Below are 18,711 nucleotides of genomic sequence, written 5' to 3'. Positions count from 1 at the left end.
GTAAACGGCGTCCGCACCACGCCACCGCTGGAGGGTCCTGTGTGCCCTCCCCCTGTTCGGTGAGGTGCTGCCCGCCAGTAGCGCCTCACTGGTGTATGGGCAAGCAGCCCGCGGCGGTTCGTCGCGGCCTGATGGGGGCCCGTGCACCCAGGTGGGGCGGTGAGCGCCACTCACGCGCTCACCGCCCCACCGGTTCAACCTTCATCCCGTGTTCGCACGATTGAGATGTTCAGTGGCCCGGTCCGGCGGGCAGACTGACGGGCGTCCGGTCCCCACCCGCCCCTGGGAGTCGCCGTGCTTGCATCCCGCTGGTTCCGCCCGGCTTTGATCGTCACCGCCGTACTCGCGCTGCTCGGCTTCGGCATCACGCCGTCGACCGCCGCCACGCCCATCACCGTCAGTACGGCGATCGGCCGGCAGGACGGATCGAGTGCCTCGGTCACGGGCTACGTGGTCGGTCAGCCGACCGCCACCACGACCGTTGTCCGCAGCAACTTCCCGAACGACTACGCGCTCGCCCTGGCCGATTCCGCGAGCCAGACCAGTACGTCGTCGATGCTGTACGTACAGATCCCGGCCGCGTTTCGAGCGTCGTACGGACTGCAGAGCAACCCCGGACTGGTCGGTCAGCAGATCACCGTGACCGGCACACTGGCGGCGTACTTCTCGCATCCCGGCTTGAAGGACGCGACCGCGTTCAGTGGCGGCGGTTCGTCAGATCCAGGACCGGATCCGGGTGACTACTACGCCGGCGCGGAGGGCAAGACCGGTGCCGCGCTGAAGGCCGCGCTGCACACGATCATCTCCAGCCAGACCAAACTGACCTACGACCAGGTCTGGACCGCGCTCAAGGACACCGACCAGGACCCGGCCAACACCAATAACGTCATCGAGATCTACTCCGGCCGCTCGATCAGCAAGAGCAGCAACGGCAGCGCCGCCGACGACTGGAACCGCGAGCATGTCTGGGCCAAGTCCCACGGCGACTTCGGTACGGCGACCGGACCGGGCACCGACGTCCACCACCTGCGTCCCGAGGACGTGTCGGTCAACGCGGCCCGCGGCAACCTCGACTTCGACAATGGCGGTACGGCGGTCTCGCAGTGCTCCGGCTGCACCGCGGACTCCGACTCGTTCGCCCCGCGCGCGGCCGTCCGCGGTGACATCGCCCGGATGATCTTCTACATGGCCGTCCGCTACGAAGGCGGCGACGGCTTCGCCAACCTCGAGGTCAACAACTCGGTCAACAACGGCAGCGCCCCCTACATCGGCAAACTCTCAGTCCTCAAAGCCTGGGCCGCCGCCGACCCACCCGACACCTTCGAGAAACGCCGCAACGAAGTCATCTACACCACCTACCAACACAACCGAAACCCCTTCATAGACCACCCCGAATGGATCACCTCCATCTGGCCCTAACCCATCTGCCCCGCCCTGCCCCACCATCTGCCCTTCGCGCCGGCTGCCTGTGCCTCCACAGTGAGAGGAGACACAGATTGTGGCTAGTATTGAGGGAGGAAAAGTGGCCACAGGAGGACTGCTGATGGACATCGGGATCCGGGAGCTTCGAGACGGTCTCAGCCGTCATCTCGCGCAGGTGCGGGAAGGACACACCATCACCGTCACCGACCACGGCAAGCCAATCGCCCGAATCATCCCGGTCGAGGGACCCACCAGACTGCAGCAGTTGGTGGCGGAGGGCCACGTCCGGCCGCCGCTCCGGCATAAGCGCCCGGCGCCGCCGCCGATCAAAACCGAGGGAATCGTCAGCGATCTGATCGGCGAGCAGCGACGGTGATCTGCTACTTCGACACGTCGGCCTTCGTCCCGCTGGTGATCGACGAGCCGTCGTCCTCCGCCTGTCGTCGGCTGTGGGAGGACGCGGACGATGTGATGTCCAGTCAACTGCTGTATGTGGAGGCGGCGGCCGCCCTCGCGCAGGCGGCGAGGTGCAACCGGATCACTGCCAAGCAGGAGACCCAAGCGCTGAGGGTGGTCGACCGACTCTGGAGCGAGTTGTACGCCGCCGAGCCGACTGAGCGGCTGATTCGCCGAGCCGCGGTGCTCACCTCGTCGGAAGCGCTCCGGGGTTACGACGCACTGCACTGCGCCACGGCTGAGCAGTTCAACGAACGGGATCTGATCTTCGCGTCAGGAGATCGTCAGCAGCTGAAGGCTGGCGAGAATCTAGGGTTCTACGTTGCGGATGTGAATGATCCGGAGTTCGTGCGGTAGGTCGGTCAGCGGTTGGCGTTGATGGTGCGGCCGCCGTGGTCTCGGGTGAGGGCGTGGTGGCCGTCTGGGCGTTCGCCTGTTGGGGTGAGTTGGGCTTGGGGTGTGGTGGGGTGGGCTACGCCGGATTGGGCGGCGGATTGGCCGAGGCGGGTTTGGACCCAGTCTTGGAGGCCGGGGTCGGCGACTGTGACGTGGTGGCCGGATCTGCGGAGGAGGCCGCGGGAGATCAGGCCTTGGCCGGCGCTGTCGAGGTCCCAGCGGCCGGGGGCCGACGGTCCGGATTCGGCGGGCATCGACAACCCATTCGGACCGCGTACGGCGGCCTTCGCCAGCAGCTCTTTCTCCGCGTCGGAGCAGTTGTGCCAGGCGGCCTCGTACAGGGCCCGTGAGCGGGAATTCAGCTGAGCCGTCGCGGCCTTCGCCACCCCGGCGGTGATCCCGGCTTGCGGATCCGCCAACTCGAGGGCCGAACCCGCGAGCGCACGAAGCCGGCTGGGGTTCCCGTTGGCAGCCTTGACCAGACTGTCCACAGCCTGCGCCTCGTACGGGATGCCGGCCTGGCGCAGCGGTTCAGCAAGCGCGGGACGCAGCTGCGCCTCGGTCAGCGGCGCGACCTCCCGTACGTCGAAGCGGTGCGCGACCTTGGTCTCGATCCCGGCCTGCCCGCCAGACGCCCCCAGCAGACGTGCGGTCGCCAGCTCACCACCGGCCCCGACCAGGAACACCGGTTGACCCCGCCGCTCCAGGTGCGCGGACAGTTCGGTCAGGGCGACCAGGTCCCGGTCCGAGGCGACATCGAGGTTGTCGACCATCAGCATGATCGGCTCGCCTTTCTTGGCGGCCAGTTCTCCAAGATGATCGGCGAGCTCGTTGAGCGTGCTCCCGACAGTGTCCCGAGGCGCCGCGTCCCACTGCCGCTTGCCGACAACCTGAAACCCGCCCGGGACACCGACGCGGACCTCCGCACCGTGCTGCGCGTTCCGGGTCCGAACGGCCAACTCACCCAAGGCCTTCTTCAGCTTCCGCGCTTCGCCCGACCCGAACCGTCGGCGAAACCCGTCCATGTTCTGGCTGACCGCGCGTACGACGCGGTTCTCCAACGGCTCTCGCGGTGACGCATCCAGCCGGATCGCCGTCCAGCCCTGCCGGTCGGCCAGCGCCTGCGCCCGGTCCAGCTCGTGGCTGGTCCCCATCCCCGGCGGCCCGGTGAACAGTACGGACGTCCTCGTCGGCAGCCGCTTGTCGAGAGAGATCGGCTGGGCGTTCTGATCCACCCGGTCGACCGGGTGGACCGGGGTGCGCGCCGTACCGAACACCTTGCTGACGAGGGCCCGATCGCCGGTCGGATGCGCCGGTGCGATCCCGGCGCCGTGCTGCGCGATGGCCTGGGTGGCCTGGATCGGGCCGGCCGGTGCCGGCGTTTGCTCGAGGTAGTCGTTGACCCAGTCCTGGAACCCGGCCTCGGCAATGGTGACGCGCTCGCCGTCGTGTTCGCGGAGCAGACCGCGCGCGACGAGGAGCTGGCGCGCCTTGTCGACCTCGCGCCAGCCGGCACCGGCGGCCTGGGTCTCCGCCGGCATCGACAACCCGTTCGGGCCTTGGGCAGCGACCTTGGCGAGCAGGTCCTTCTGCGCGTCCTTGCATTGGTTCCAGCGGCCCTGGTAGAGCACCACGGATTCTTTGCCGACCTGCGACGCCGCCGCTGCTGCCGCGGCGATGGTGATGCCGGCGTCCCGGTCGGCGTACGCGAGCGCCGTCTCGGCCAGAGTGCGGAGCCTGCTCGGGTCACCGTTGGCGGCTCGGAGGAGGTTGTCGATCGCCGCGTGCTGGTAACCGATCCGCGCATCGAGCGGCTTGGTCAGGAACGGCCGGAGCTCGTTGTCCGACAGCGGTCTGACTTCGCGGATGTCGAACTGGTTGGTGACCGTGGTCGCGATGCCGGACATCCGGTCGGACGCGGCCATCAGCCGGCTGGTGGCCATCGCGCCGCCGGCCGCGACCAGCCACACCGGGCGGCCCTTCTGTTCCAGGTGTACGGCGAGCTCGTTCAGGCCGGCCAGGTCCCGCGGGGACGCGGCGTCGACGTTGTCGACCAGCAGCAGGACCGGCTGATCCTTGCTCGCGGCAAGCTCTCCGAGTTGGTCGCCGAAGTCGTTCAGCGTGGTGCCGATGTCGTCCTGCGGCGTGACGTCCCACTGCCGCTTGGCGATGAACTGCACCGGCGCAGCACCGACCCGCACCTCGGCGCCGTGCTGGGTGTTGCGGGCGCGCTGGGTCAGGTCGCGGACCGTCTTGCGCAGCTTGCGCACCCGCCGGTGCCCGAACCGCGAGCGCAGCTTGTCGAGGTCCGCCTTGATCGCGCGGGTGAACCGGTTCTCCAGCGGATCCCGCGCCGAGGCCTCGACCCGGATCGCGGTCCAACCGTTGCGGGCGGCAAGTTCCTGGGCCTGGTCGAGCTCCCGGCTCTTGCCCATCCCGGGCGGCCCGGTGAACAGGATCGCTTTACTCTCCGGCAGTACGTCGCCGAGCGAGATCGGTCGTCCGAGCCGGTCCGTCCGCGTGACGGTGTGCGCCGGGCGCCGCGGCGTACCGAAGACCTGGCCCATTGGACCAGCGTGCGGACCGTAGCGGTCGCCGACACAGGCTGTACATGGCGTGCCGGTTAACAATCGGCCCCCGTCAGCTGAATGACCCGAACCAGCGTCCGCGGCCGCTGAGTTGCGGAAGTGGGTTAGCCTGACTTAGGTAGCCCTAACTTCCGCCGAGAGGACTGTGGTCGCGTGACCAGCCCCGCACCCCGCCGTAACCGCGTCTGCAAGCGCGGCGTCGTACGCCGGACCGAGCGGATCACTCCGCACATGATCCGGGTCGTGCTCACCTCCGACGACTTCGTCGACAACGGCTTCACCGACCACTACGTGAAACTGCTGTTCTGCAAGCCCGGCGTGGAGTACCCGGAGCCCCTGGACATGGGCGTGGTCCGCGAGACGTACCCGGCCGAGCACTGGCCGACCATGCGGACGTACACGGTGCGGAACTGGGACGAGGACAGCAAGGAACTCACCATCGACTTCGTGCACCACGGCGACGAGGGTGTGGCCGGGCCGTGGGCCGCCGCGGCTCAGCCCGGCGACGTGCTGTGGTTCAACGGTCCGGGTGGTGCGTACGCGCCTGACGAGGCGGCCGACTGGCACCTCCTGGTCGGTGACGAGAGCGCCCTGCCGGCGATTGGTGCCGCGGTCGAGCAGTTGCCGCCGGGTGCGCGGGCGACCGTCCTGCTCGAGGTGGAAGACGAGACCGAGGAGCAGAAGCTCAGCGGTCCGGGTGACGTCGACGTGACCTGGTTCCACCGCGCCACCACCGACGCCGACCGCGGCGACGCCCTGGTCGCCGCGGTCGAGGCCCTCACCTTCCCACCCGGAGACGCCCAGATCTTCGTCCACGGCGAAGCCGGCTTCGTCTTCCGCATCCGCAAAAACCTCTTCACCGACCGAGCCCTCCCCCGAGACCGCGTCTCCCTCTCGGGCTACTGGCGCCTAGGCAAGAACGAAGACGGCTGGCAAGCGGAAAAGGCCGAAACCAAACAACGCGAAGCCTCGGCCTCCTGAACGAACCAGCCTGGTCCGGGCGGCATCGTACGAAGCATGGATGATCCTGCTTCGTTTGATCGGTTTGCGGGTGCGTATGACCGGTTTGTGAGTTTGCAGCCGGGGCAGAACGTGGGGTGGGTGTTGGGGCTTGGGTTGCGGGGGGAGCGGGCGCTGGATGCTGGGTGTGGGGCGGGGCATGCGACGGAGCGGCTGGCTGGGCGGTACGACGAGGTGCTCGGGGTCGACCTGAGTGAGCCGATGATCGAGCTCGCCCGGCGGAAGCGGCCGAAGGCGAATGTGGAGTATCGGGCGGCGGATGTGTTCGCGGTGGATGACGACGGGTTCGACCTCGTCTACAGCCACACGATGATGCACCACCTGCCGGACTACCGGGCCGGACTCGAGCACCTCAAGGCCCTGGTTCGTCCGGGTGGGACGGTGGCTGTGGTCGACAACGTCTGCGACCGCTACCCGACACCGCCACGGTTGGTGTATCTGCTCGGCGCCTGGCTGGGGTTCCCGCGGCAGGCGGCCCGGTTGGGGCTGCGGGACGCGTGGTTCGAGTTCCGGTTCTGGCACAGCAAGCCGTGGCTCGACCACCTGGCGAGCGATCGTTACCTGTCCCGGGCGCAGTTCCGCGAGATCTACGACAGCGTCTTCCCAGGTGCGCAGTACACGGACCTCGGGTTCGCGCTGGCGATGCGCTGGACCGACGGCCGCGGTGTCAGTGGGGCTTTCGGCGGGTGAGTACGTCGATCAGCGTCTCGGACTGATTGGTCGGCAGCACCCAGTCCTCACCCGAGGCCTGCAGGATGACGGCCGGGCCGGGCGTGGCCACCGCGTTCACCGCGATCGGGAACTTGAGCCGTTCGGCCCCCGACAGCGCGAACTCGAAGGTCCCGGTCACCTCGGTCAGCGGATACGTGCGGAACTGCTCCGCCGAGCGCGGCACCGGGTGCGACTGGATGGTCACCGAGTCCGCCCCGACCAGTACGGCGGCCAACGGCAGCCCACGGAGCCGGAAGACCAGCTCGTACGGCGTCTCCGCGAGCTCAGGTACGACGGGCACCAGCAACACGCGATCGGCGTACCGGGCCAGTGCCAGACCGGCGACCACACCGACGATGAGCCCTGGAAGCGCGAGGATCGCGGGCCACCAGACTCCGGTCACCAGTGGGAAGAGTGTGACGACCAGACCGGCGATTCCGCCAAACAGTCCGGCCACACCGGTCCACCAGCGCGGCTGATAGCGGTGCCGCCGCCGGAGCACCCAGCCGGCGACGAGCATCGCGGCCGGTACGACGCAGCCGATCCAGGCCGCGGCCGGTCCGGCCGTGCTGATCCACGCGACGACCCCGAGCAGCACCAACGGGATCCCCAGATAAATGACCGCCACCACGCGCTGCACTCGCCGGTGCCTGCGCTCCACCTCGCTCACGGGAAAACCCAAGCACATCGCGGCCGAACCACCTACTCTGCCGAGGGTGATCGAGTTGGTGGTTCCGGCGCAGCTGATCAAGAGTCACTCCGAGCGGGACGGCGAGTGGTTGCGCGCCCGGCCCGCCACAGCGGCGCACTACCTCGACCGATGGGACCTCACGGTCGCCGGACAGCCGCTCAACGGAGCCGCCTCGCTGATCCTTCCCGTCGTACGGCGTGATGGCGCCGAGGCGATGCTGAAGCTTCAGCCGGTCAACGACGAGAGCGAGGACGAGGCGCTGGCTCTGCGGACGTGGAGCCGTGATGACGTGGTCGGGGTGCTGGAGGACGACCCGTCGACGTCGACGCTCCTGCTCGAACGACTCGAGCCGCGCACGCTGAACGACGTACCCGATCATGTCGAGGCGACCCGGACCCTGGCTGAGCTGCTCACCCGGTTGAACGCTGTGCCGGCGCCGCCCGGCATTCGCCGGCTCGCTGATATCGCCGGGCAGATGGTCGAGGACGCACCTGGGCTGATCCCGTCGCTGGCCGATTCCGACGAGCGAGCCCTGACGCAGCGCCTCAGCGCGCGGGTGGCGGAGATGCTGCCGCACGCCGGCGACCGCCTGTTGCACTGGGATCTGCACTACGGCAACGTGATGGCGGCACAGCGGCAGCCCTGGCTCGTCATTGATCCCAAGCCGTTGGCCGGCGACCCCGGCTTCGACGTCTTCCCGGTGTTATGGAACCGCTGGGACGACCTCGTCGCGACCGGCGATCTCGATCGAGCGATCCGGGATCGGTTCGACCTGATGCTCGAGGTCACCGGGATCGAGCGCGACCGTGCGATCGGGTGGACGGCGGCGCGGATCCTGCAGAACGTGCTCTGGGACGTCGAGGGTGGGGAGACCCGGATGGACGCCGAGTTGGTGGCGGTCGCTCATGCCCTCTTCACGTGATTACATGATTACGTGACTACTCCGACGCTGTACGAGTGGGCCGGCGGGCATGAGGCGCTGCGACGGCTGACCGAGGTGTTCTACGACAAGGTGCTCGACGATCCGGTGCTCGCGCCGGTGTTCGCACACATGAGTGACCAGCATCGCGAGCACGTGGCGATCTGGCTGGGCGAGGTCTTTCGCGGCCACAGCCGGTACACCGACGAGTTCGGCGGCTACCCGGCGATGCTGTCGCACCACCTCGGCCTCACGCTGACCGAGGAGCAGCGGTCCCGCTGGGCAGCCCTGATCGCCGCCAGTGCGGATCCGGCCGGACTGCCCGACGATCCCGAGTTCCGCTCGGCGTTCGTCGCCTACATCGAGTGGGGCACCCGGATCGCGCTGGCCAACTCCCAGCCCGGTGCAACCCCACCACCGAAGGCTCCCGTTCCGCACTGGGGTTGGGGAGAAGCACCGCCGTACCGTCCTAGCTGACGGAACAGACACCCGCGACAGCGCCGGGGAACTGGGGGTTGGATACAGTCGCGGTTCACGACGAAACCGCGTGGCGGGGATGCGAGGGTGAACCTGTGACCGCTCAGCTCGAGTATCCCGGGGTGCAGGACGACGACGCACTGCTGTCCATCCAGGGCCTCTGGAAGGTGTTCGGCCCGAAGGCCCAGCGCGTCCCGCACCGGCCCGACCTCGCCGCGCTGGACCGCGCCGCCCTCTATTCCAAGACCGGATGTACGGCGGCCGTCCGCGACCTCAGCTTCGACGTCGCGCCGGGCGAAGTGTTCGTGGTGATGGGGCTGTCCGGTTCGGGCAAGTCGACGCTGGTCCGCTGCCTCACGCGTTTGATCGAGCCGACCGCCGGCAGCCTGTTCTTCGAGGGCGAGGACCTGCGGGCGGCCGACGAGAAGCGGCTGCGGGCGCTGCGGCGGAGCAAGTTCTCGATGGTGTTCCAGCACTTCGGGCTGCTGCCGCACCGCAAGGTGATCGACAACGTCTCGTACGGCCTGGAGATCCGCGGCGAGAGCAAGCCGGACCGCCGCCGCCGGGCGCAGGAGGTCATCGACCTGGTCGGCCTGGCCGGCAACGAGCACTTCTATCCCGAGCAGCTCTCCGGCGGTATGCAGCAGCGGGTCGGCCTGGCGCGGGCGCTCGCGAGCGACCCCGACGTACTGCTGTTCGACGAGCCGTTCTCCGCGCTCGACCCGTTGATCCGCCGCGAGATGCAGACCGAGGTCGTCCGGTTGCACCGTGAGGTCGGCAAGACGATGGTGTTCATCACTCACGACCTGTCCGAGGCGCTCAAGCTGGGCGACCGGATCCTGCTGATGCGCGACGGCGCCGCCGTCCAGCTCGGCACTGGCGACGAGCTCGTCGGGGCGCCCGCCGATGACTACGTCCGCGAGTTCGTACGGGACGTGCAGCGGGCCGACGTACTCACCCTGCGCTGGATCGCTCGCGACCCGAAGCCCGACGAGCCGTTGGACGGACCCGAGCTCGGGCCGGACGTGCTGGTCCGGGAAGCGACCCGGCTCGTGCTCGAGGCGGACCGCCCGGTCAAGGTGGTCGCCAACGGCACCCTGCTCGGGGTCATCGGCGACGAGGAGATCCTCGCCGTCGTCGCGGACACGAACTGATGGCCTCGATCACCGGGTCGGTCGAGATCGAGGTCCGACGGCCCCGCCGCAGTGTGGTCGTCGGAGTCCTGCTCGTCGTCTGGGTCGCCGCGTACTTCGTTCTGCGCGGTATCGACACGTTGACCCTCGGCGGTCAGGAGACGACCGCGTTCCACCGCTGGCTGACCGAGCACCGTGACGACGTCGGCCAGGGCAACGCGCTGTTCGATGCGATCCGGGTGGCCGTCGACCACGTCGTCGTCCTGTTACAGAACCTGATCTCCCAGCCGTCGTACGACCGGCCGGTCCCGGTGATCGGCTGGCTCGGGGTCGTCGCGGTGTCGGCGTACCTGGCCTGGGCGTTCGGCAACTGGAAGGTCGCGGTGCTGACCGCGGCCGGGCTCGGGTTCGTCGGGCTGCAGGGGTTGTGGCAGGAGAGCATGGACACGCTCGCGCTGACGATCGCGGCCGTGCTGCTGTCGTTGCTGGTCGCGATCCCGCTCGGGATCTGGGCCGGGCTGTCGAACCGCGCGTTCCGGGTCGCGACGCTCGTCCTCGACCTGATGCAGACGCTGCCGACGTTCGTGTACCTCGCGCCGCTGACCCTGTTCTTCGCGATCGGCCCGGCGGCCGCCACGATCGCGACGGTGATCTACGCGGCACCACCGGCTGTCCGATTGACCGCACACGCGATCCGGTCGGTGCCGCCGGAGAGTGTCGAGGCGTCCCGGTCGCTCGGGTCCACCAGCGGCCAGACCTTGACGAAGGTCCTGCTGCCGATGTCGCGCTCGACCGTTGTCGTGGGCATCAACCAGACGATCATGGCCGCGCTGTCGATGGTGACCGTGGCCGCGCTGATCGACGCCCCCGGCCTCGGCCAGACCGTGCTGAAGGCGCTGCAGACGCTCGACGTCGGCGTCGCGTTCAACGCGGGCCTGGCGATCGTGGTGCTCGCGATCGTGCTCGACCGGGTGACCACCGCGGCCGGCGACCGGCCCTGGCGTACGGCGAACGTCCGGCGGCGGATCCTGCTCGGCGTGGGCGCGGCCGGGGTGCTGGTGGCGATCTGGTTCTCCCGGACCTACGTGTGGGCGGCCGAGTTCCCCACCGGGGCGAACATCGGCTCGCGGATCGCGGTGATCGCGACCGACGTGACGAACTGGGTGCAGGACGTCTTCGGCGGTTTCACGTACGGCGTTCGCGACGCGGTCACCAATGGGCTGCTCAACCCGCTGGAAGCTTTGCTGACCGGGTCACCCTGGTGGCTCGTGACCACGGTCGTCGTCGCGTTGGCCGCCGTACTCGGGAGCTGGCGGGCGGCCGTCCCGGCGGTGGTGTGCTCGGGGTTGCTGGTCGCGACGGGGGTCTGGCACGACAGCATGATCACGCTGGCCTCGACCCTGCTCGCCACGGTCGTGGTCGTCGCCGTCGGTCTTGCGCTCGGAGTATGGGCCGGGCGCACCCGGCGCGTCGACACCTGGATCCGGCCGGTGCTGGACGCCGGGCAGACGATGCCGCCGTTCGTGTACCTGGTGCCGTTCCTGGCGTTGTTCGGCACCAGCCGGTTCACCGCGATCGCGGCGGCCGTCGTGTACGCCGTCCCGGTCACCACCAAGATCGTTGCCGACGGCATCAAGGCGGTGCCGGTCGCGACTGTCGAGGCGGCCAACTCGGTCGGCTCGAGCGGCTGGCAGGTGATCAGCAAGGTACAGCTGCCGGTGGCCCGCCGGGCCATTACCCTCGCGGTCAACCAGGGCCTGATCTACGTACTCGCGATGGTCGTCGTCGGCGGCCTGGTCGGCGCCGGTGCGCTCGGGTACGACGTGGCGGCGGGCTTCGCGCAGAGTGAGTTGTACGGCAAGGGTCTGGCGGCCGGTCTCGCGATCGTCCTGCTGGGCGTTCTGCTCGACCGCATCACGCAGGCGGCGGCACGCCGTACCCAGAATTTCCAAGGTAGAGGAGACAAGCGGTGAAGAAGCTCCGGTACGCCGGTGTCCTGACGGCGGTGGCGCTCGCCTTGTCCGGGTGCGGTGGGGCGAAGGTCGGCGAGGACAAGCAGCCGGCCGCGGGCGGCAAGGAGTGCGGCACCTTCAACCTGACCGTCAGCCCGTGGGTCGGGTACGAGGCGAACGCGGCCGTGGTCGCGTACGTGGCGACCAAGGACCTCGGCTGCAAGGTGGTGAAGAAGAACCTCAAGGAGGAGATCGCCTGGCAGGGCTTCTCCACCGGCGAGGTCGACGTGAACCTGGAGAACTGGGGTCACGAGGACCTGAAGAAGAAGTACATCGAGACCGACAAGGTCGCGGTCGAGGCCGGGTCCACCGGGGTCAAAGGCGTGATCGGCTGGTACGTGCCGCCGTGGATGGCGCAGCAGTACCCGGACATCACCGACTGGAAGAACCTGAACAAGTACGCCGCTCTGTTCAAGACGTCGGAGTCCGGCGGCAAGGGCCAGTTGCTTGACGGCGACCCGTCGTACGTGACGAACGACGAGGCGCTGGTGAAGAACCTGGCGCTGAACTACAAGGTCGTGCAGAGCGGAAGCGAGACCGCGCTGATCCAGGCGTTCCGGGACGCGGAGAAGAACAAGAAGCCGCTGCTCGCGTACTTCTACGAGCCGCAGTGGTTCTTCAACGAGATCAAGCTGGTCAAGGTGAACCTCCCGGCGTACAAGGCCGGCTGCGACACCGACCCGGCCAAGGTCGCCTGCGACTACCCGCCGTACGACCTGGACAAGATCGTCTCGAAGAAGTTCGCCGACTCCGGCAGCCCGGCGTACGACCTGGTCAAGAACTTCCAGTGGACCAACGAAGACCAGAACGCGGTAGCCCGCATGATCGCCGTCGACAAACTGACCCCCGACGCCGCCGCGGAGAAGTGGGTCAACGACAACCAGTCAAAGGTCAACACCTGGCTCGGCAAGTAGTTCTTCCCACGCGCAACTGCTCGCGATCAACCACCCCGGCCCGGCGCATGCCGGTGAGACGATCGCCGTCACGCCGGCCGTCAGGTCCCGGACCAAGGAGGTTTTTACCCCCGAATCGGGGAGAAAACCTCCTTAGTCCATCGTGTCTGACTCGTGGTCCGCTTCGCTCGGCTTGGTGGATCGGCTACTTGTGCATCCCGGACCGTCTTGCGGGCGCGGTGCAGCCGTGACTTCATCGCGGCGGTGCTGAGCCCCAGCGCGCGGGCGACCATGGGCCCGCTGTAACCCTGGACGTCGCGCATGATCAGCACACACCGCTGGTCGGTGGGCAGAGCGGCGATCACACTCGCCACCTCGGCCGCTTCCAAGCGTTGCAGCACCTCGTCCTCGGCCGACAACGTGGCGGCTTCCCGCGTCGCCGGGTGGTCCCGCAGCATCAGACGGGCGCGGCGCAGGCACTCGTTCCGGACGATGCGGAACATCCACGACGTGAGCGCCCCGGTTGCCCGGAGCATCCCGATCTTGCGGTACAGGATGATCAACGCCTCCTGCGCCGCGTCCTCGGCGTCCTCGGGAGTGGCGCACAGGGATCGAGCGAATCGCCGTACGGTCGGATGCGAGCCGGACACCAGCGCGGTGAGCGCGTCCACGTCGCCGCGCTGTGCGGCAACGATCAGCTGGTCGTCGGGCCAGGTCGAGTCAGCCACGCGCGCGGCCTCGTTTGCGCAGTACGACGACGCTGCAGGTACACAGCATTACCACTCCGGCGGCGATGGCGATGGCGAGGGCAACGGTCATGATGATCTCCAGATTCTGTCCCGGTGTGGGTCCGTACAGGGGTAAGAGTCCGGAGCCTGCCGGAAGGATTCTGGGCTGAAGCTCCCTTGAGCTTGTTCTCATGGGCCGGGGGCAACTATCACGATGTGAACGAGCAACGCCGACGACACGCCGGATTTCGGACAAAACCGGGTAAGTTCACTCTCATGATCATCGTGACAGCTGCACTGAAGGGCGGGGTCGGGAAGACAACCACGTCGGTGTACTTGGCCGCGCTGGCATCTTCCAACCGTCGTACAGCCACACTGGTCGATGCGGATCCACAAGGCAGCGCTGCCGACTGGATCGATGCGTCCGACGACCAGAACCTGGCCAGGATCGAGATCGCCGAGGCGCCGACCGAGCGCCTCCTGAGCAAGGCACTGGACAAGGTGCCGCCGGAGGGCATCGGCATCGTCGACATGCCCCCGTCCCACGAGCGCCTGCTGACCAAGGCGCTCGAGCGGGCCCGGATCGTGATCATCCCGACCCGGGTGGGCGGGGTGGAGACGCCACGGGTGAAAGCCGTGCTCGACCTGGTGCCGGACGGTATCCCGGCCGGCCTGGTGATCTGCTCGGCCCGGACCTACACCCGCAGTTATCAGGAGGCGATGCAGCAGTACGCCGAGGAGGGCGTCCCGGTCTGGGGAACGATCCCGGAGCGGGTCTCCATCACCGCCGGACCGACCGGTCCGCTGGCCGGAGACGGACTGGAGTCGTACAAGAAGGTCTGGCGCAAGATCCTCGCTGCCGCCCGCAGTTGACCGCCCGCGCTGAGGTTGGGCACGCGAACTCGCTCACGGGCCCAACCTCCAGCACGCCGCCGAGCTCATCGCGGCACGCCGCCGAGCACCTGTCTAGCGTTGCAGCGGTGGTTCACCGCGGACGTACGAGCGGATCACGGTCGCGGCAGCTCCGCGGGCCCAGTTGTCGAAGGTGTGTGAGCGCAGCATCAGCCGGCAGTCCCCGGCGGCGCCGAACGCGTGGTCCGCGAACGCCTGCCGCATCCGCTCCTCGTACAGGTCGTACTCCGCCACGCCCTCGCCCGCGATCACGACGAGCTCCGGCCCGACCAGGTTCACCATCGCGGCCAGCGCGGACCCGATCACCTCGCCGGCCCGGTCGAACGCCTCCCGCGCGTGCTCGTCGCCCTCGTGGGCGAGCTTGATCGCACCGGCCAGATCCAGGTCCGCCCGCCCCGTCGTCTCCCGGGTCCGAGTGAGAATCGCGTCCGACGAGGCAACAGTTTCCACGCACCCGCGCCGGCCGCAGGTACAGACGAGGTCGCCCGGTGCCAGCGGGAGGTGGCCGAGCTCGCCGGAGACGCCGTACGCGCCGGACACGACTTCACCGTTGATGTAGAGGCCGCAGCCGATCCCGGAGCCGATCGTCACGACCGCGAACGAGTCCGCGTTCACCCCGACGCCGAACCAGTGCTCGGCAACGGTCAGCGCGCGTACGTCGTTCGTGACGACGATCGGAACCTTGAGCCGCTGACCGAGCAACTCCGCCACCGGAACGCCACGCCAGCCCATCAGCGGCGAGTCGCGTACGACGCCATGCGCGGCGTCGACATCACCGGAGACCGCGACGCCGATCCCGATCAGCGGTCCGGCCATCGCCTCACCGGACTTCAGCGAGCCGATCAGCGCCTTCACCAACTCGGCCAACCGGTCGATCACCACCTCGGGCGCGGTGTCGTCGAGCTTCTCGTGCCGGACGGTCAGGATCCCGGCGGTGAAGTCCGTGGTCACCCCGATCAGGTCGGTCGGAGTCACCTTCACCCCGATCACCGACACACTGCTCGATACGACGGTCAGCGGGCTGACGGGGCGTCCGATGCCGAGCTGGTTGTCCACCTCGGCCGGGACAGCCGGCTGGTCGGTGACGAACCCGGTCTCGATCAGCGGTGCGACCGCCTTGGTCACGGCCGCCTGGGAGAGGCCGGTCCGGCGCGCGATCTCCACCCGCGGGATCGGGCCCTGGGTCAGAATCCTGGTCAGCACCTCGACTCCCGCCGGCGTGGCCAGGGGGAGCGGACGATGCGGACGGAGCGGCACGAGAACAACCTACCGGCGAGTCACGCCTCCGGGGCGATTTCTCCCAGTGTTGGAGACGTCAGCGCCCACCGGATCGTTCTGGTCAGGCCGTCACCGGCCGCTCGGACGACAGTCCGCTCGGCCAACGGGAGGTAGGGCAGCCGCAGCGGCCACCGGGTCCACCACGGCAGCAGTCCGACGGCGGCAGCCGTGAGTACGGCGTACGCCGGGCGGGCGGCCCAGGGAACCGGCGGGTGCACGAGCATGAAGCGGGCAGCCTGGCGCGCTTCGGTCGTCCCACGCAGCTCCGGTTGGTACTCGGTCAGCATCTGGCGCAGCTCGGCCACTGTGGTCGGCGGATCGACCACACCGAGCTTGCGAGCCACGAGTGCGGCGTCCTCGACGTACAGGTCCTGCTCTGCGGCGTTGAGCGGGTTGGCTCCGTACCTCTGGTGTGCGGCCAGGAAGCTGTCCACCTCGGCGAGGTGCACCCACTTGAGCAGGTGTGGGTCGGACGCTCGGTACTTCACCCCGTCCGGACTGGTCCCCCGGACTCGCTGGTGCACCCCTTGCACCCGCGTGATCGCCTCCTCGGCGTCCGGGATCGCGCCGTACGTCGTGATGGCCAGGAAGTAGCTGGTCCGACGCAACCGCCCCCACGGATCGCCGCGGTACCCGGAGTGTGCCGACACCGCGGCCATGGCCAGCGGATGCAGTGACTGGAGCAGCAGGGCCCGCAGTCCACCGGCGAACATCGACGCGTCGCCGTGTACCCGGCGGATCGGGCGGTCCGGGGCGAACCAGCGCGGACCGGGGGTGTTGTGCACCCGGTTGCGTTCAGCGCGCGGATCCGGACCCGCCACCTTCGTCATGATCATCCGCGCGAGCCCGTCCCGCAGCAGATCCAGTGGTCCAGTAAGGGTGCCGGTCATGGGGCCTCCCGGCCTGGACTGAGGAGAGAAGGGAGCGCAGCGACCGGAGCGACGAGGGAAGGCCGGGAGCTAGGGCCCCATGACCCGCCGCGCCGGAGGCGTGGCATCAACACAGCCATATCCCCAGTGTGCCTCTAGCCCTGTACGTACTCGTGTTCCAGGAGGGAGTAGAGGAGGGAGTCGCGCCACTGGCCGTTGGTGAAGACGTGGTCGCGGAGGTGGCCTTCGTAGCTGAAGCCGAGGCGCTTGACGACCGCGATCGACGCCTCGTTCTCCGGGCCGATGGCGGCGGTGACGCGGTGCCGTCCCTGCGTGGTGAACGCGAAGCGCAGCATCACTCGGGCGGCATCAGTGGCGTAGCCGCGGCCCCAGTGGTCGGCGTGGATCGCGTAGCCGAGCTTGGCCGCCCATGGACCGCTCGGCGCGATCCGGGCGAAGCCGATCACGTGATCGTCGCCCTGGCGGGTGACGGCGAGCATGTGATCGGGGCGATCCGCGCGTGCGGACCGCTCGATGATGCCGGCCAGGACCTCGGCCGCCTTCGCGCGGTCGTAGCTGTCGAACGCCATCCAGGCGGTCACTCGGTCGTCGCCGGCGATGGACAGGTAGTCATCGAGGTCGGAGGTCCGGAATTCGCGCACGGTGGTCAGGTGGCCGGGCAGGGGCTCCATTGGCGCAGGCTATCGGGAGAACGTCTGCATCGGGGTGCGCGTGAAGGTCTCGATCTCTTCCTGCAACTCCCGGGCGTCGTCCGCGCGGCCGGACTGCCGCAGTGCCTGGTGGACCCGGCGGGCCGAGTGCACCACGCCGTTGATCCGGCGCTCGGCAGGCAGGCCCAGCACCGGCGCGAGCGCGTCTGCCGCACCGTCCAGCTCACCGCTCGCGATCCGGGTGATCGCCATCGCGGCCTGGCTGCCGGCAGCGTCGCCGAAGGCCCACTCCGGGTGGTTCTGGTCGTTGTAGGCGTCCACCGCCTGGCTGGAGTACCGCTCGGCCTGCTCGACTTCACCAGGCAGCCAGGCCAGCGCGTCGGCGGCGTAGTACAGCTGCCGGTTGCGGCCGAAGGTGCACAGGCCGCCCATCTCGTCGAGGTCGTCGTTGCGCACCGAGTTCCAGGCTTCTTCGGCCCGCTCGAGCGCGGCCCGGGTGGCTTCCGGGTTGCCGAGCGCGGCCCAGGCGCGGGCCTCGCTGACCGGCAGCCAGACGCTGGTGGTGCTGTTGGCCTGCTCGGCGTACCCCGCGCCGAGCTGCGCGTACCGGACCGAGTCGTGGGGGTTGCCGGCCCAGTAGGAGACCAGGGATTGCAGGCCGCGCACCCAGGCACGGAGGCCATGGTGGTCGGCGTTGTCGGCGCACAGGAACGCGGTCCGCGCCTGTGTCAGGGCAGCATGGGGGTTGCCGAGGTCGTGGGAAGCCTTGGCGAGCAGACCACCGGTCACGCCGCCGAGGAAGTACAGCTGCCGCAGGTGCTCCGGGCGTTGCCGGCTCTCCAGCAGCGCGAAGACCAGGTCCTGGGTCTCGACCAGCTGGCCGAGGATCTCGGGCAGCGGCCGCTGCGGATACGCCTTCGCGACGTGGCGTACGTCGTCGTACACCTGTTCCATGGCCTCGCTTCCGAGACCGGACTGGGCCGCGAGGGCAAATGCCCTCGCTCGGCTGGCAGCCATGTCGAGAACCTCCATCTCATTACCTGTCGTGATCCGTCCACCCGCGGCAGGTGCCGGCACCACCTGGGCTGCCTGCTCGGGGACGTACGGGGCGAGGAGCTCCTCGACCGGCTTTCCGAACATGCGTTGCAGGGTGCGCCGGGTCTGTGGAGTGGTGCCTGCGCGCTCGCCCGATGCGAGGCGCCGCAGGTGCCGCTCGGTGATGGTTCCACCCAGCTCGACGAACTCGGCGACGATCTCGGAGTAGGTCTGGTTCCGGCGCTGGATCAGGTGCGCCAGGACCGTCTTTGGCGTGTACCTCCCCGCCATCGTTCCTCCCGTTCACGTCAGGAAAGACGTTGTCTCGACTCGTGCCCCACGACAAGGTGCTGTCCCCCAGATGTCCGCGAGAGGTCCGGAAGAGGTCCGGCAAAGGTCCGGTCCAGGTCCTAGAGCGGTCACGTTGGGCTCGGGCACCATTACTGCCATGACAACCAGTAAGTCCAACTGGTTGCAAGGGCTCAGAGTTACGGGGTGAG

At 68.6% G+C, this 18,711-nt stretch carries 18 protein-coding genes; 11 read left to right on the top strand and 7 right to left on the bottom strand.

What is annotated here, in order from left to right:
• Nucleotides 1-294 precede the first annotated feature (294 nt).
• The 3 genes from ACZ3HV_RS05880 (at nt 295) to ACZ3HV_RS05870 (ending at nt 2,235) form a co-directional block, all read left to right on the top strand.
• Nucleotides 295-1,419 carry an endonuclease gene (locus ACZ3HV_RS05880; RefSeq protein WP_465681335.1) on the top strand — a complete coding sequence of 375 codons (1,125 nt, stop codon included), beginning with the start codon at nt 295-297 and terminating at the stop codon, nt 1,417-1,419.
• 103 nt (nt 1,420-1,522) lie between these two features.
• Nucleotides 1,523-1,798 (top strand): type II toxin-antitoxin system Phd/YefM family antitoxin, encoded by a 276-nt coding sequence (locus ACZ3HV_RS05875; protein WP_465681332.1) that lies wholly within the window; start codon nt 1,523-1,525, stop codon nt 1,796-1,798.
• Nucleotides 1,795-2,235 carry a type II toxin-antitoxin system VapC family toxin gene (locus ACZ3HV_RS05870; protein ID WP_465681330.1) on the top strand — a complete coding sequence of 147 codons (441 nt, stop codon included), beginning with the start codon at nt 1,795-1,797 and terminating at the stop codon, nt 2,233-2,235. The genes ACZ3HV_RS05875 and ACZ3HV_RS05870 overlap by 4 nt, the downstream gene beginning before the upstream one ends.
• A 5-nt stretch (nt 2,236-2,240) precedes the next feature.
• On the opposite strand, the gene ACZ3HV_RS05865 is transcribed toward ACZ3HV_RS05870, so the two are convergent.
• Nucleotides 2,241-4,841, bottom strand: coding sequence for an ATP-binding protein (locus ACZ3HV_RS05865; RefSeq protein ID WP_465681328.1), 2,601 nt, complete (start codon nt 4,839-4,841; stop codon nt 2,241-2,243).
• A 174-nt stretch (nt 4,842-5,015) separates the two neighbouring features.
• Here ACZ3HV_RS05865 and ACZ3HV_RS05860 point away from each other — a divergent pair, with 174 nt between their 5' ends.
• A complete protein-coding gene (locus ACZ3HV_RS05860) occupies nt 5,016-5,843 on the top strand; it encodes a siderophore-interacting protein (RefSeq protein ID WP_465681326.1) in 828 nt (275 codons plus the stop codon).
• 87 nt (nt 5,844-5,930) lie between these two features.
• The gene (locus tag ACZ3HV_RS05855) at nt 5,931-6,572 is read left to right on the top strand and encodes a class I SAM-dependent methyltransferase (RefSeq protein ID WP_465681324.1); all 642 of its coding nucleotides are present in this window, start codon (nt 5,931-5,933) and stop codon (nt 6,570-6,572) included.
• Here the strand turns inward: ACZ3HV_RS05855 and ACZ3HV_RS05850 are convergent.
• Nucleotides 6,550-7,263: a hypothetical protein gene (locus ACZ3HV_RS05850; protein WP_465681716.1), complete on the bottom strand. Its 714-nt coding sequence runs from the start codon at nt 7,261-7,263 to the stop codon at nt 6,550-6,552. The genes ACZ3HV_RS05855 and ACZ3HV_RS05850 overlap by 23 nt on opposite strands.
• Before the next feature lie 37 nt (nt 7,264-7,300).
• On the opposite strand from ACZ3HV_RS05850, the gene ACZ3HV_RS05845 reads away from it, so the two are divergent.
• The 5 genes from ACZ3HV_RS05845 (at nt 7,301) to ACZ3HV_RS05825 (ending at nt 12,739) form a co-directional block, all read left to right on the top strand.
• On the top strand, nt 7,301-8,206 hold the full coding sequence (locus ACZ3HV_RS05845; protein ID WP_465681703.1) for an aminoglycoside phosphotransferase family protein: 906 nt from the start codon (nt 7,301-7,303) through the stop codon (nt 8,204-8,206).
• Between the two features lie 12 nt (nt 8,207-8,218).
• Nucleotides 8,219-8,680 carry a group II truncated hemoglobin gene (locus tag ACZ3HV_RS05840; protein WP_465681322.1) on the top strand — a complete coding sequence of 154 codons (462 nt, stop codon included), beginning with the start codon at nt 8,219-8,221 and terminating at the stop codon, nt 8,678-8,680.
• 95 nt (nt 8,681-8,775) lie between these two features.
• On the top strand, nt 8,776-9,834 hold the full coding sequence (locus tag ACZ3HV_RS05835; protein WP_465681320.1) for a quaternary amine ABC transporter ATP-binding protein: 1,059 nt from the start codon (nt 8,776-8,778) through the stop codon (nt 9,832-9,834).
• Entirely contained in the window at nt 9,834-11,786 is a 1,953-nt protein-coding gene (locus ACZ3HV_RS05830; protein ID WP_465681318.1) for an ABC transporter permease, read from the top strand. The genes ACZ3HV_RS05835 and ACZ3HV_RS05830 overlap by 1 nt, the downstream gene beginning before the upstream one ends.
• On the top strand, nt 11,783-12,739 hold the full coding sequence (locus ACZ3HV_RS05825; RefSeq protein ID WP_465681316.1) for an ABC transporter substrate-binding protein: 957 nt from the start codon (nt 11,783-11,785) through the stop codon (nt 12,737-12,739). Before ACZ3HV_RS05830 ends, ACZ3HV_RS05825 begins: the two co-directional genes overlap by 4 nt.
• Nucleotides 12,740-12,843: 104 nt before the next feature.
• On the opposite strand, the gene ACZ3HV_RS05820 is transcribed toward ACZ3HV_RS05825, so the two are convergent.
• Complete coding sequence (locus tag ACZ3HV_RS05820) at nt 12,844-13,446, bottom strand: RNA polymerase sigma factor (protein WP_465681314.1); 603 nt, start codon at nt 13,444-13,446, stop codon at nt 12,844-12,846.
• Between the two features lie 276 nt (nt 13,447-13,722).
• Between ACZ3HV_RS05820 and ACZ3HV_RS05815 the strand changes: the two genes are divergently transcribed.
• Nucleotides 13,723-14,319, top strand: coding sequence for a ParA family protein (locus ACZ3HV_RS05815; protein WP_465681312.1), 597 nt, complete (start codon nt 13,723-13,725; stop codon nt 14,317-14,319).
• A gap of 93 nt (nt 14,320-14,412) precedes the next feature.
• On the opposite strand, the gene ACZ3HV_RS05810 is transcribed toward ACZ3HV_RS05815, so the two are convergent.
• From ACZ3HV_RS05810 to ACZ3HV_RS05795, 4 genes are all read right to left on the bottom strand, one after another.
• Nucleotides 14,413-15,615, bottom strand: coding sequence for an ROK family transcriptional regulator (locus ACZ3HV_RS05810; RefSeq protein ID WP_465681310.1), 1,203 nt, complete (start codon nt 15,613-15,615; stop codon nt 14,413-14,415).
• Between the two features lie 20 nt (nt 15,616-15,635).
• Nucleotides 15,636-16,526 (bottom strand): oxygenase MpaB family protein, encoded by an 891-nt coding sequence (locus ACZ3HV_RS05805; RefSeq protein ID WP_465681309.1) that lies wholly within the window; start codon nt 16,524-16,526, stop codon nt 15,636-15,638.
• 134 nt (nt 16,527-16,660) lie between these two features.
• Nucleotides 16,661-17,197 carry a GNAT family N-acetyltransferase gene (locus ACZ3HV_RS05800; protein ID WP_465681307.1) on the bottom strand — a complete coding sequence of 179 codons (537 nt, stop codon included), beginning with the start codon at nt 17,195-17,197 and terminating at the stop codon, nt 16,661-16,663.
• A 9-nt stretch (nt 17,198-17,206) separates the two neighbouring features.
• Nucleotides 17,207-18,502, bottom strand: coding sequence for an XRE family transcriptional regulator (locus ACZ3HV_RS05795; RefSeq protein ID WP_465681305.1), 1,296 nt, complete (start codon nt 18,500-18,502; stop codon nt 17,207-17,209).
• Between the last annotated feature and the right edge of the window lie 209 nt (nt 18,503-18,711).

It is taken from the genome of Kribbella sp. NPDC020701 (genome assembly GCF_055562215.1).
This window is presented reverse-complemented; position numbering and strand designations above follow the sequence as displayed.